General features: G+C 64.9%; 11 protein-coding genes. 3 read left to right on the forward strand and 8 right to left on the reverse strand.

The genetic code is table 11. The annotated features are described in order from the left end of the window. Positions 1 to 59: 59 nt before the first annotated feature. Together glgX and ACLP9N_RS35005 are read right to left on the reverse strand one after the other, a co-directional pair. Positions 60 to 2,207: a glycogen debranching protein GlgX gene (glgX, locus tag ACLP9N_RS35000; protein ID WP_442411688.1), complete on the reverse strand. Its 2,148-nt coding sequence runs from the start codon at positions 2,205 to 2,207 to the stop codon at positions 60 to 62. Between the two features lie 85 nt (positions 2,208 to 2,292). After that, complete coding sequence (locus ACLP9N_RS35005) at positions 2,293 to 3,474, reverse strand: zinc-dependent alcohol dehydrogenase (RefSeq protein ID WP_442411689.1); 1,182 nt, start codon at positions 3,472 to 3,474, stop codon at positions 2,293 to 2,295. Between the two features lie 88 nt (positions 3,475 to 3,562). Between ACLP9N_RS35005 and ACLP9N_RS35010 the strand changes: the two genes are divergently transcribed. Next, complete coding sequence (locus ACLP9N_RS35010; protein ID WP_442411690.1) at positions 3,563 to 4,228, forward strand: FAD-dependent oxidoreductase; 666 nt, start codon at positions 3,563 to 3,565, stop codon at positions 4,226 to 4,228. A gap of 15 nt (positions 4,229 to 4,243) precedes the next feature. Here ACLP9N_RS35010 and ACLP9N_RS35015 read toward each other — a convergent pair whose 3' ends face one another. Continuing rightward, entirely contained in the window at positions 4,244 to 4,621 is a 378-nt protein-coding gene (locus tag ACLP9N_RS35015; RefSeq protein WP_442411691.1) for a MerR family transcriptional regulator, read from the reverse strand. Positions 4,622 to 4,764: 143 nt separating this feature from the next. Between ACLP9N_RS35015 and ACLP9N_RS35020 the strand changes: the two genes are divergently transcribed. After that, the gene (locus ACLP9N_RS35020; protein ID WP_442411692.1) at positions 4,765 to 5,208 is read left to right on the forward strand and encodes an Hsp20/alpha crystallin family protein; all 444 of its coding nucleotides are present in this window, start codon (positions 4,765 to 4,767) and stop codon (positions 5,206 to 5,208) included. 262 nt (positions 5,209 to 5,470) lie between these two features. Next, entirely contained in the window at positions 5,471 to 6,169 is a 699-nt protein-coding gene (locus ACLP9N_RS35025) for a PAS and ANTAR domain-containing protein (RefSeq protein ID WP_442411693.1), read from the forward strand. 72 nt (positions 6,170 to 6,241) lie between these two features. On the opposite strand, the gene ACLP9N_RS35030 is transcribed toward ACLP9N_RS35025, so the two are convergent. The 5 genes from ACLP9N_RS35030 to ACLP9N_RS35050 form a co-directional block, all read right to left on the reverse strand. Next, a complete protein-coding gene (locus ACLP9N_RS35030; protein WP_442411694.1) occupies positions 6,242 to 6,466 on the reverse strand; it encodes a deoxyribodipyrimidine photolyase in 225 nt (74 codons plus the stop codon). A 169-nt stretch (positions 6,467 to 6,635) separates the two neighbouring features. After that, a complete protein-coding gene (locus tag ACLP9N_RS35035; protein WP_442411695.1) occupies positions 6,636 to 7,433 on the reverse strand; it encodes a PhzF family phenazine biosynthesis protein in 798 nt (265 codons plus the stop codon). A 119-nt stretch (positions 7,434 to 7,552) separates the two neighbouring features. Then, entirely contained in the window at positions 7,553 to 9,730 is a 2,178-nt protein-coding gene (locus tag ACLP9N_RS35040) for a glutamine synthetase III family protein (RefSeq protein WP_442411696.1), read from the reverse strand. Between the two features lie 250 nt (positions 9,731 to 9,980). Further along, a complete protein-coding gene (locus ACLP9N_RS35045; protein WP_442411697.1) occupies positions 9,981 to 10,295 on the reverse strand; it encodes a DUF732 domain-containing protein in 315 nt (104 codons plus the stop codon). A 348-nt stretch (positions 10,296 to 10,643) separates the two neighbouring features. Further along, the coding region (locus ACLP9N_RS35050; RefSeq protein WP_442411698.1) for a LuxR C-terminal-related transcriptional regulator at positions 10,644 to 13,820 on the reverse strand (3,177 nt) is incomplete at its 5' end.

Here is a 13,820-nt window from a genome sequence, read left to right on the forward strand (position 1 = left end):
CGTACCAGCCGTGGCCGCCGGTCGCTGTGAGCGATCACAAGATCGCGTCCGGTTACGCCTCAGATTATTGATGCCGCCTGCAGCACCACAGCGCTGTAGGCCTCGACGGTGAGCTTGGCCGCAGCGGGCAGTTCCCCGGAGGGCGTCTCGTCGGTCCCGGTGTCCACCACAATGCGCCACTCGGCGCCGAATTCAGCTGGCGGCAAGGTGAATTCGATAGACTCATAGTGGGCGTTGAAGCACAGCACGAACGAGTCATCGAGCACCCGCTGACCCCGCGCATCAAGGCCCGCAATGCCGTGGCCGTTGAGGAATACCGCGACGGACTTCGCGAAACCCGCGCCCCAGTCCTCGTCGGTCATCTCGGCGCAGTCGGGCGCAAACCAGGAGATGTCGGGCAGGCCGTCCTGGCCGCGGCGGCGGACCGGCTTGCCGCTGAAGAAGCGGCGCCTGCGGAACACCGGATGGTTCGCCCTCAGCGCCGACACCACGCGGGTGAACTCCAGCAGGCCGTCGTCAGGCTTGGACCAGTCGATCCAGGTGAGTTCGTTGTCCTGGCAGTAGCCGTTGTTGTTGCCATCCTGGGTGCGGCCGAGCTCGTCGCCGTGGCAAATCATCGGCACGCCCTGCGACAGCAGCAGCGTGGTAATGAAATTGCGCTGCTGGCGGGCGCGTAACTCGTTGACGCCCGCATCGTCGGTCGGCCCCTCGACACCGCAGTTCCACGAGCGGTTGTGCGACTCGCCGTCGTTATTGTCTTCGCCGTTGGCCTCGTTGTGCTTCTCGTTGTACGACACCAGGTCTCGCAGCGTGAAGCCGTCGTGGGCGGTGACGAAGTTGATCGAGGCCACCGGCCTGCGCGCGGTGTGCTCGTAGAGGTCGGCCGACCCGGACAACCGGTAGGCAAACTCGTCCAGCGTGGCGGGCTCACCGCGCCAGAAGTCACGGACGGTGTCGCGGTACTTGCCGTTCCACTCCGTCCACTGCGGCGGGAAATTGCCCACCTGGTAGCCACCCGGCCCGACATCCCACGGCTCGGCGATCAGCTTGACCTGGCTGACCGTCGGATCCTGTTGCACGAGCTCGAAAAACGTCGCCAGCCGGTCGACATCGTAGAACTCGCGGGCCAGCGTCGCGGCCAGGTCGAAACGGAAGCCGTCGACGTGCATCTCGGTCACCCAGTAGCGCAAAGAGTCCATGATCAGCTGCAGCGAGTGCGGATGCCCGACGTTGAGGCTGTTACCCGTGCCGGTGTAGTCCATGTAATAGCGCTTGTCATCATCGACCAGCCGGTAGTAGGCGGCGTTGTCGATACCGCGCATCGACAACGTCGGGCCCATGTGATTGCCCTCCGCCGTGTGGTTGTAGACGACATCGAGGATGACCTCGATGCCGGCCTCGTGCAGGGACCGCACCATCGCCTTGAACTCCTGCACCTGTCCCCCAGGGGTCGTGGCGCTGGAGTACTTGAAGTCGGGCGCGAGGAATCCAATCGTGTTATAGCCCCAGTAATTCGACAGGCCTTTGTCGACGAGCGTGGAGTCGTTGGCGAAGTGATGTACCGGCATTAGCTCGATCGCGGTGACGCCGATGCTCTTGAGGTGGTCAATGATCACCGGGTGTGCCACTGCGGCGTAGGTGCCGCGCATCTGTTCGGGGATGTCGGGGTGAGCCTGCGTCAGGCCTTTGACGTGCGCCTCGTAAATGACGGTGTCGGCGTACTGGTGGTCCGGTGGACGGTCATTGCCCCAGTCGAAGTAGGGGTTGATCACCACCGACTTGGGCATGCTGGGCGCGGAGTCGTCGTCGTTGCGGCTGTCCGGGTCGCCGAAGTCATAGCTGAACAGGGACTGGTTCCACTCGAACGTGCCGTCGATGGCTTTCGAGTACGGGTCCACCAGCAGCTTGTTCGGGTTGCATCGCTGTCCCTCCTGCGGGTCGTACGGACCATGGACGCGGTAGCCGTAGCGCTGGCCGGGTTCGATGGCCGGTATGTAAGCGTGCCAGACGAAGCCGTCGACCTCGGGCAACGGAATGCGGCTCTCATTGCCGTCGGCATCGAACAGGCACAACTCGACGAGTTCGGCGACTTCGCTGAACACGGCGAAATTGGTTCCCGCACCGTCATACGTCGCGCCGAGCGGGTACGCCCTGCCCGGCCACACTTCTCCGGTGGGCGTGGGGGCGGGGGCTTGTGCGGTGGTCATGGCGCAGTTGATACCCGGCAATGATGCTGGTCAAACCGCTACGCGAAAACCCCCGGCGGACATAGCTTTTCCGCCGGGCGCCGGCTCACGGCTTTAACATGACCTTAACGGCCCCGTCCTGTTTTTTCTGGAAGATCTCGTATGCATGCGCAGCCTGCTCCAGTGGCAGCACGTGGCTGGCGAAGTCGTCGACGCCCAACGGATCGTCGTCGGTCAGCAGCGGCATGATGTCGTCGACCCACTTCTTCACGTTGGCCTGCCCCATTCGCAGCGTCACTTGCTTGTCGAAGAGGGTGAGCATCGGGAGGGGATCGGCCATCCCGCCGTAGACACCGATCAGTGAGATGGTTCCGCCGCGCCGCACGATGTCGATGGCGGAATACAGCGCACTGAGTCGGTCCACCCCGGCGGTTTGCATCAGCCGCTTGGCAACCCCGTCCGGTAAGAAGGTGGTGGCTTGCTGCGTCAGCCGAGCGACCGGTGAGCCGTGCGCCTCCATGCCGACCGCGTCGATCACCGAGTCGGCACCCCGACCGTCGGTCAGGTCCCGAATCGCGTCACCGAGGGCGGAGTCGAGCCGGCCCACATCGATGGTGTGGATGCCGCGCCCTGCCGCGCGGGCCAGCCGTTCGGGCACCAAGTCGACAGCGATGACCCGGTAGCCGAGATGATCGGCGATGCGTGCGGCCATGTCCCCGATGGGACCCAGGCCCAGCACCGCCACCGTGCCACCATCCGGGATGCCGGCGTAGGCTACCGCCTGCCAGGCGGTCGGCAACACGTCCGACAGATAGACGAATCGCGAATCGGGTGGTCCCACAGGGACTTTGATGTGAGTGAACTGGGCTTGCGGGACGCGCAGCAGTTCGGCTTGGCCGCCGGGGATTTCGCCGTAGAGCTCCGAATAACCGAACAACGCGGCACCCATGCCTTGGTCACGCACCTGGGTAGTTTCACATTGCGTATAGAGCTGCTTGCCGCACATATAACAGCTGCCGCAAGAGATCTGAAACGGGATGACGACCCGGTCTCCGACCTTCAGGTCTCCCGTTTGGGGGCCGACTTCTCGGACGATTCCCATGGGTTCATGGCCGAGGATGTCCCCGGGCTTCATGAAGGCCCCCAGAACTTCATAGAGGTGCAGGTCGGATCCGCAGATGTTCGTCGAAGTGACTTCGATGATGGCGTCGGTGGGCCGTTGGATCTTCGGGTCGGGCACCGACTCCACACGCACGTCGCGCTTGCCATGCCACGTGACAGCTTTCATGCACAGCTGGCTACCCGTGTCGGGCCCGTCGAAACTCTGGGCAACGTGTTGGCAGATTGAGCCCACCCCATGCGGGTAACCCACGGTAGTGACCCAAAACGGAGTGATCATCGTGGGCAGCGGGCCGGCCGGCGTGGCCGCGGCAGAGTCATTCCGCGAACACAACATTGACACGCCGGTGCGGATTTTCAGCCACGTCGGCGGGGCGGCGGTGGAGGAAATCACCGACGCCGGCGTCCGGCTGGACAGCGGCGTCACCATCGACTGCGACCTTGTGCTCGCCGCCACCGGAGTAGAGCCGCAGCGCCGCATCGCCGCCGAGGCTGGTCTGCAGATTCGGGATTCGCGCATCGTCGTCGGCTCCGACATGGCCACCGCGGCGCGTGCCGTGTATGCCGCGGGTGACGTCGCGCTGGCGCGCCACGAAGTCGCCGGACGCCCCCTGGCCATCGAACCCTGGCAGGACGCGACCGATCAGGGCGCGATCGCCGGGGCCTGCGCGGCGGGCCAGCGCACGAAATGGGATGGCGTACCAGGGTTTTGGACGTCCATCGGCGACGCTAGGGTGAAGTACCACGCCTGGGGAGATGGCTACGAACGCAGCAGAATGCTCAATCATGCCGACGGATTCACCGTGTGGTACGAGTCCGAGGGTGCCGCGGTGGGCGTCCTCACCTACAACGCCGACGGCGATTACGACCTTGGCGAGCGGTTGATCGCCGAGCACCGGCCCGCCCCGGTGCCCATGCGCTGACTTCGCGGCGCAACGCTACGTAGCGTCCTGTTCATTGTCAGCGTTGTCCTTGGCTCCTGCCGCTGCGGATTTTCGCAACGTCCGGTTAGTGGAACGCAAGTCGATGTTGGCCGTCGATAGTGCGGCGTTGTCGTCTTCGAGCTCGAGGATGCGGGCGATGCCGGCCAGGTTGATCCCGGCGTCGACCAGCGCACTAATGCGTCGTAACCGGGCCAAGTCATCGGCGCTGTACCGCCGGGTTCCGCCCTCACTGCGGGCGGGTGTGAGCAGGCCATAACGCTCGTAGAGGCGCAGCGACTGCACCGCGACGCCAGACAGTTCGGCCGCGATGGAGATGCCGTACACACCATGATCGGGCGCCGGCGCACCGGTGGGACCAGGACGATCGACCATCGGGCAGTCTCCTCACGTTCTGCTACAGAAAACCTGTCTATCACACTTGCGTAGAACTTTCGATAGTGCTATACCAAATCTATGTTTATTGCAACAGGTAATAGAGGACCGTCGATAGCAGATTGGAGTAAGGAGTGACCGCCATGTTGATGCGTACCGACCCGTTCCGCGAGCTGGACCGTTTCGCCAACCAGGTGCTGGGCACGGCAGCGCGCCCGGCCGTAATGCCGATGGATGCCTGGCGTGAAGGCGAAGAATTCTTCGTCGAGTTCGACCTTCCCGGCATCAACGCCGACTCGCTGGACATCGACATCGAGCGCAACGTGGTGACGGTGCGCGCAGAGCGTCCGGGCGTCGACCCCAACCGGGAGATGCTCGCTACCGAGCGGCCGCGCGGAGTGTTCAGCCGACAGCTGGTGCTCGGCGAAAACCTGGACACCGAAAAGATCGACGCTTCGTACAACGAAGGTGTCCTACGGTTGCGCATCCCGGTCGCCGAAAGGGCTAAGCCGCGCAAGATTTCCATTGATCGCGGACACAAGGCGATCAACGACGATGTTGCAAACCGGGACATCATCAACGCCTGATCAGCTCGGGTGGGGCGGCGACCGCCGGCATGCCTGGTTGCGGCCGCCGCGCCCCCCGGGCGCGACGCGCCATCGAGCGATGTGATGTGGGGCGAGGGCCGAGCCTGGGACACCAGCGCTTCGCGCGCGATATCGTGAGCTGTTCTCGGCGTTCAGAAGCAGCGCCTGTAGTCGTCGACCCCACTCCGCTCTGTGCCTGACGGTGCGTTCGTCAACGTGGTCGATCGGTGCAGTCATCTGACGCGAGGAGGCAAGTTTTGCGATGAACTGGGATCTCAACGGCCAGTCAGCCAATCTCGAACAAGCCTTGGCCGGCGGTGCCCCACAACGGGTGGGCTGGTTCCGCTTCTACTTCGACGACCAGCGGTGGGAATGGTCCGAACAAGTTCAGCGGATGCACGGCTATGAGCCCGGTAGCGTCACCCCCACCACCGAACTGGTGCTGTCACATAAACACCCTGATGATCGCGGTCAGGTTGCCGCCACCGTCCACGACATCCTCAACACCCACAATCCGTTCAGCACCCGCCACCGGATCGTCGACATCAGCGGAAATGTGCACAACGTCATCGTGGCCGGTGACCGGCTTTACGACGGCCAGGGCACAGTGATCGGAACACACGGGTTCTATGTCGACATCTCTCGGCTGCACGACGCCGAGCACGAGGACCGCGCCACGGCGAAGCTGGCCGAGATCGCCGAAAACCGTGCCGCCATCGAACAGGCCAAGGGCATGTTGATGCTGATCTACGGCATCGACGAGGACGACGCATTCAACCTGCTCAAGTGGTTGTCCCAGGAAGCCAACGTCAAGCTGCGCCTGCTTGCCGAGCAGATCTCCGAGGATTTCCGCAGCAGCGGCACGGCATTCATCCCGCAATCGGAGTTCGACCAGCTATTGCTGAGCGCACGCTCGCGGGTTGGCCGCTCCGACGGGTCGGCCCTCGCGCGACACGCGTAACGGACAACTGCTTTGCTGACGGACCCTGATGCGAAGAGCACTTGGCCGATGTCAGCAGTTATACGCAGAGTGTTACTTCTTGCTCGGAATTACGATAACGACGATCAGTGTGAGGATAGAGAAGAACAGGCCGAGAATTCCCCATCCGAGCGGATTACGGCCCTTCATCGCAGCAATGACACCGCAGACGATCGCGGCGATCACGCTGCCAATAGCGACGAAGATCCCCTTAATTCCCCTCAGAATTAGCCCCGCCGCAAGCGGGTCGGAACTCGCCAATATCACCGAGTGCAACATGTCAGGTCCTTTCTTGAGGGGAAAAGCCTCTAAGTGATACCCGCCCGGAAACGAATTAAACCGCACACCGTCGAACGCGCGCGCCTATGCCCTAGGGCAAACGTGATAACCGAATCAATTCCCGTATCACGACCGCAACCGTGTTTGCTGTGACCGTCGCCGATTGAGCTCATATGCCGATGGCCAGGTTGCCCCGGGTGACGGTGACCGCTTGCCCGGTCAGACTGACCCCGTCATCGCGGAGACGTAGGTCGACGCGACCACCGCGAGCCGATACCTGCAAGCCGGTTAGAGCAGTCTTGCCCAATTTCTTCGACCAGTAGGCACCCGGGCTGCAGTGGGCCGACGCGGTGACAGGGTCCTCGGCGATTCCGGCAGCGGGCGCGAAGAAGCGGGACGCGAAATCACTGTCGGCACCGCCGACCGCAGTGACGATCACACCGCGCGCGTCCAGCATGGCCAGCGCCCTCAGGTCCGGGGTCAACCTCCGCACGGTTTCGGTCGACTCCAATTCCACAAGCAAGTCGAGGCGTCCACGCGATACCGCCAGTGGCGTAACACCTAATGCCGCCGACAGGGCGGGCGGCACGGGTACCGGTTGAGGATCATCGAGGGGGAGGTCCAACGTGATTCGTCGATCCGGCTCCCGGTGTGCGCTGAGGATGCCCGCGGATGTGTTGAAGACGAGGGTCTCCGCGGGGCCGCCGCTTTCCCACAGGACGTGTGCTGCCGCCAACGTTCCGCTGCCGCACAGCGCGAGTTCTGCCTTTGGACTGAACCACCGTAAGTCGATGCGCTGCGGGCCATGACGCACGAATGCGCTGGCGGGCAGATTAAGCTCGGCTGCCAGCCGCTGCAACCACTGAGTCGCAGGCCAATCTGCGTCGAGTAGACAGACCGCATTGGGATTGCCGGCGAACGGCCGGTCGGTGAAACAGTCGACGGTGAAGACGAACACGTCGCTCATTCAAACGATCATGCTCGGATCGGCACCGATTCGCTCAGCACCGACCAAGATCGTCGGGCGTGGGGCCGCGAATCACCAAGTTCCGCCTCGGCGGAGGACCCCACGCCCGACGACGTCTTTCACAGGATGTAGAGCATCTCCTGGTAGGTGGGCAGCGGCCACAAGTCATCGGCCACAATGCTTTCCAGCGTGTCAGCGGCGGCGCGTACCGCTGCCATCGCCGGCAGCAGCGCCTCCTGGGCGTGCTTGGCCTCGACGAGCGCCGTCTCCGCCGAGTGGTCGGACAGAGCCGACTTCAACTCCGCCAGCCCCGCTTGCAAGTCGGCGACCGGGGTCGAAACCGCTTCCAGCGCAGCCGTGCTCGCCTCAACGCCAGCTTTCTTCAGTGCGGCGACGTTCTGGGCCAGTTCCGTCTGGTAGCGGATCGCGGCCGGCAGGATGACCGTCGTCCCGAGCTCGAGCGCAAGCTTGGCCTCGACCCCGACGGTCAGCGCATACTGCTCGAGACGGACTTCGTAGCGGCTGTGCAGCTCGCGCTCGTTGAACACGCCGTATTTCTCGAAGAGTTCGACCGACTCGGGCTTGATCAGCTCCGGGATCGCGTCCAGTGTCGTCTTGAGGTTCAGCAAGCCGCGCTGCGCCGCCTCGATCTGCCACTTCTCCGAATACCCGTCGCCGTTGTACACGACCGCACCGTGCTCCGTAATGATATCGGTGAGCAGCTGCTGCACGGCGTGGTCGAAGTCCCCACCATCCCCGACGGCCTTTTCGAGGATCGTGGCCATGTAGTCGAGCGAGTCCGCCATGATCGTGTTGAGGACGATCAACGGCACGGCGACCGTCTGCCCGGAGCCGGGCGCCCGGAACTCGAACCGGTTACCGGTGAACGCGAACGGGCTGGTGCGGTTGCGGTCACCCGGATCGGTCGGCAGCGGCGGCAGCGTGTCGACACCGATGATCATGGTGCCCTTGCCCTTCGACGACGTGGCCGCGCCCTTGGCGATCTGCTCGAACACGTCGGCGAGCTGTTCCCCGAGGAAGATCGAGATGATCGCAGGCGGTGCCTCGTTGGCGCCCAAGCGGTGGTCGTTGGTGGCCGACGCCACCGAGACACGCAGCAGCCCGGAGAACTTGTGCACGGCGCGGATCACCGCGGCGCAGAACACCAGGAACTGCGCGTTCTCGTGCGGTGTGTCACCCGGGACCAGCAGCGAGCCGAGCTCGGAGTTGCCCATCGAGAAGTTGACGTGCTTGCCGGATCCGTTGACGCCGGCGAACGGCTTCTCGTGGAACAAGCATTCCATACCGTGCTTCTTGGCGATCGTCTTGAAGACCGTCATCAGCAGCTGCTGGTGGTCGGAGGCGATGTTGGCCCGCTCGAACATCGGCGCAATCTCGAACTGGCCGGGGGCCACCTCGTTGTGCCGGGTCTTGGCGGGAATGCCGAGCTTGAACAGCTCCCGCTCGGTGTCCATCATGAAGCCCAAAACACGCTCGGGCACGGCACCGAAGTAGTGGTCGTCGAACTCCTGGCCCTTGGGCGGGTTGGCGCCGAACAAGGTACGACCGGCGTTGACTAGGTCCGGGCGCGCCAGGAAGAAGTGCCGATCGACCAGGAAGTACTCCTGCTCCGGGCCGCAGAACGAGACGACGTGGTTCAGGTCCTTGTGGCCGAACAACTTCAGGATGCGCTCGGCGTGCACGCCCATGGCCTGCTGGCTGCGCAGCAACGGCGTCTTGTAGTCGAGCGCCTCACCGGTCATGGAGACGAACACCGTCGGGATGCACAGCGTGTTGCCGTTCGGGTTTTCCAGGATGTAGGCCGGGCTGGTGACGTCCCAGCCGGTGTAGCCGCGCGCCTCGAAGGTGCTGCGCAGCCCGCCGGAGGGGAAGCTGGAGGCGTCGGGCTCACCCTGGATCAACGTCTTGCCTGCGAATTCGGCGAGGGTGGCCCCATCGCCGACGGGCTCGAGGAAGCTGTCGTGCTTCTCGGCCGTCAGACCGGTCATCGGGTAGAAGACGTGGGCGTAGTGGGTGGCGCCCTTCACCAGCGCCCAGTCCTTCATGGCTACCGCGACCGTGTCGGCGACCGCGGGGTCGAGCTTGACGCCCTTATCGATCGTCGCCACCACGGACTTGTATACCGACTTGGGCAGCCGTGTCTGCATCTCGGCCTTGGTGAAGACGTTGGCGCCGAAGACCTCGCCTGGTTCTTCACCGGGCACGAAGCTGATGGCTGGGGGGACATATGCCTCTACGTTGTTGATCGCCTGCAGGCGGACCGCATTTCCACTCAATTGAGTTCCTATCAGCGAGGGGGTCCGCGGCTTGGCTCCACGGACGGTAGACCGCCTCACCTTAGGAAGCTTCGATGGCAAATTTGTTACGCCAGCGTCAACGGTGAAATGCAATGGTTGCGAACGTGAGACGCCTACCTCGGCGTCGGGATAGCAGTTAGCTGCGCGCAGCGAGCGGCTAAGGGTGTCCCCGGGACTCCGTCTTCGCCGATCAACACGCCGCCCTTGCCGCCAGTTCCAGGGTCGCCGTTTAGCGGTGCCAGGGGCACAGGTCGCGGACGGCGATTCGGACGACCTGCGCCGCCCCGTCTGGACCCAGCCCCGGGTTCGCCGCGGAGAACTGGTTCACCATGTTCTGTCGGCTGAGGCCAGCGTCCATCAGGCCACAGATATCCAGGCCCTGGTCCAGCGCCACCTGCTTACCGCCGCTGTCCCCGAGGCCGGCCGCACTGATATCTGCCAGGAACGCACGCCGACCGCACCCCGGACCCGGCCCCGGTGCTTGCCCTTGGGGGCATCCCGGTGCCGGAGCGGCGTTCGCAGCAGGGTCGGACCCCAAAGCCATGGCCGCCAGGACGGTGATGCCAATTACCCCGACCCTCCGCGCGCCACCGTTAGCCCACCTTGACGCGGCCGCACTATCGAGAACTACGCGGGACAGAGTTGACATTTGCCACCCCACTCGGCTGGTCGTGGTCCGTCGGGATTAAAACCGCACATGACCTCTCCTTTTGGTCAAATCGCAGGTGTCGCGACCCGCGTTGCTAAGCAGTTTTGTTCAGCGTGGTTTTTATAGTGATGGTGCGAACTTGGGGGAGGCTGTGTTTCGGTTGGGCGTTTCCTATCATTTCCACGCACTTCACCGTTTGGACATCTCACCGATGGCCTTGTGCCGGCGACCGACGATCCGGATTTAACTGTGGCGGGCCGCTTCTTGGACAAGCTGCACCCGGCTGGTGAGGCCCAGCTTGCTGTAGACGTGGGTGAGGTGGGTTTGCACGGTGCGCGGTGAGACGAAAAGCCTTGTGGCGATGTCGTTGTTGGCCAATCCTTCGCTAACGAGCCGCACGACGTCGCGCTCGGTGGGGGTGATTGAGGCCCAGCCGCTGGTGGGTCGTTTGCGTTCGCCGCGGCCACGCCGCGCGTAGGCGATCGCCTCCTCGGTCGACAGGGCGGCGCCCTCGGCCCACGCGGAGTCAAAGTCCTTCTCACCCAGCGCATCTCGCAGCGCCGCCGCCGAGGCTTCGTAGCTGGCGTCATAGATTTTGAAGCGGACCTCGCCGATGCGTTGCCGGATGGCGAGGGCGGCACCGAACAGGCGGGTCGCTTCGCGGGCACTGCCGGCGTCACCGGCCAGCACGGCGAGGCACTCGAGGATGTCCGCAATGCTTGTGCGCGCCTGCATTTCGGCGGCTCGTGCGAGCGCGTCCTGGGCGTCGCGTTCGGCCTGCTCCGGCTCGCCCTGCGCGATCGCGACCTGGGCGCGCGTGGTTAGCGCCCAGGTCGTCCAGAAGCCGGTCGCGGTCGACACGGCCTCGTCAGCCCAACGGCGGGCGGCAGCGAGATCCCGGTCTGCTAGCGCGGCCTCGGCGTTCCAGATGCGTTGCGCTGTCTCTGCGCCACCACTGACCGCAATCGTATGCTGGGCGGTGGCCTCGCGCGCCTCGTGCGCCGCCACGAAATCCCCGGCGGCCAGGGCCGCAATTCCCAACGCCCTCTGCCCCACTACCGCGAACCTCCCACCGAGCTCCGCGCCTCCCTCAAGGATCGCCTCGGCGGCCGCCCGGGCCGCGGCCGCCTCACCCTGGCGTGCGAGTGCCTGGCTCTGGCCGCCGAGGGCGAACACCCTCGAGATCTCGTCGTGGGCCGCCTCGGCCTCGGCCGCCACCTCGCCCAATTGTGTTGTGGCTCCGGCTAAATCGCCGCTTACCATCTGCGCTATCCCGAGGTAAAAGCGACACATACGCGAGTTGAACCCATCGCCGATCGCATCGGCGAGGTCTCGCCCCTCCTCACAGGCTGCGCGCATCCCGAGCGGGTCAACGATGTGGGCGCCCTGCGCCCGCAGCGTGAGGATCTGGCTCAGCCGCCACCGATCGTCCACGGCACGGGCCAGGCCGATCGCCTCGGCGACGCATGCCTGGGCCACCTCGGTGTGATAGCCGAGGCTGGCGGTCAACCCATAGGCGGTCAATGTCCGGGCCAGCAGGACTGGGTCATCGACGTCTCGCGCGATCGCCACGGCCTGTTCGGCCTGATCTATGCTCTCGGCACCCCGATACGCATCGAGAACGGCTCTGTCGGCGAGCGCCCGCGCGCGCACCGCGGCTGCCACCCCGGGGGCCTGCGCATAGTTTTCGGAGACATCGGCGAGGGTGGCGTCGAACCAGGCCAGCCCTTCCCGGATGCGGCCCCGTCCGAGCCACAGTGGCTGCAGCGAGGACGCCAGCGCCAACGCCGACTCGACATCGGAGTTTTCCCGGCTCCACCCGAAGGCGGCGCGCAGATTGTCGATCTCGGCTTCAGCCTGCTCGAGTCGCTGCTCGTAATCACTGCTCGCCGGCGCGTCGAGCAGCGCGGCCATCGACGTGTAGTGGTCGCGGTGGCGAGCGCGTACGACGTCGGCCTCGCCGGATTCGCCGAGCTTTTCCAGCGCGTACTGGCGGACCGTCTCCAACAGCCGGTAGCGGGTTCGGCCCCCGCGGTCGTCGGCCACCACCAACGACTTGTCCACCAGCAGCGTGAGAACATCGACGGTCTGATATCGCTCCACGTCACCGCTACCGGCAGCCGCTCGGGCGGCATCGAGGTCAAAGCCACCAAGAAACACCGACAGCCGGCGAAACATTACCCGCTCGGGTTCGGTCAACAGTGCATGCGACCAGTCCACCGAGGCCCGCAGCGTCTGCTGGCGGCGCACCGCGGTGCGCGCGCCGCCGGTCAACAACCGGAATCGGTCATGCAAGCTATCGAGGATCTCGGCCAGTGACAACGCCCGCACCCGCGCGGCGGCCAGCTCGATCGCCAGCGGCACCCCATCCAGTCGCCGACAGATCTCGCCCACCGTCGCGGCATTTTCGGCGCTAACCGCGAAGTCAGGGCGGGCATGGCGGGCCCGGTCGCTGAACAACTCGATGGCTTCTCCGTCGAGCGACAATGACGGCACCCGCCAGCTCACCTCACCGGCCACCCCGATCGGCTCACGACTCGTCGCCAGCAGCGTCAACCTCGAAGACGCGGCCAGCAGGTCATTGATCAGCGCTGCGCTCGCGTCGAGCAGATGCTCACAGTTGTCCAACACCATCAGCATCTGACGGGCGGCCAGAAATCGAATGAGCGTGTCGATCGTGGAGCGGCCGGGTTGATCGGGCAGCCCCAGCGCGCGGGCCACCGCAGTCGGTACCACGTCGGGATCGGTGATCGGCGCCAGATCCACATACCACACCCCGTCGGGAAACTCGCCGGCCAACTCGGCGGCGATCTGCACGGCCAGCCGGGTTTTGCCCACACCGCCCGCGCCGGTCAACGTCACCAGCCGGTGCTCGGCGAGCTGCTGCCGCAGCTGGGTCGACTCTGCCTTGCGGCCAACGAAACTGGTCAGCTGCCCCGGAAGATTGGTTGCCGCAACGGCTTTCGGCGTGCGCAGTGGGGGGAACTCGTTTACCAGGTCGGGGTGGCATAGCTGCGCCACCCGCTCCGGGCGGGGCAGATCACGTAACGCATGGGTGCCCAGATCGGTCACCCACACGCCCTCGGGTAGTCGGTCGACGACGAGCGCTTCGGTGACAGCCGACAGGACGGTTTGGCCACCGTGTGCCAGATCGCGCAGCCGCGCTGTCCGGTTGATCGTCGGACCGGCGTAGTTGCCCTCATCGCGCAACTGGATTTCACCGGTGTGCACCCCGATCCGCAACCGGATCGGGGCCAGCGGCGCTCGCTGCAACTCCAGGGCCGCCGCTAGCGCATCAGAGGCGCGGGCGAACGCCGCCACAAAACCGTCGCCCTCGCCCTGCTCGCCCGGGCGCACACCGTCATGGGCGGCGAGGACATCGCACACGATCTGGTTCAGCCGCGCGATTGCGGCGGTCAT

The sequence above is a fragment of the Mycobacterium sp. genome (assembly GCF_052144515.1).
GTDB lineage: Bacteria > Actinomycetota > Actinomycetes > Mycobacteriales > Mycobacteriaceae > Mycobacterium.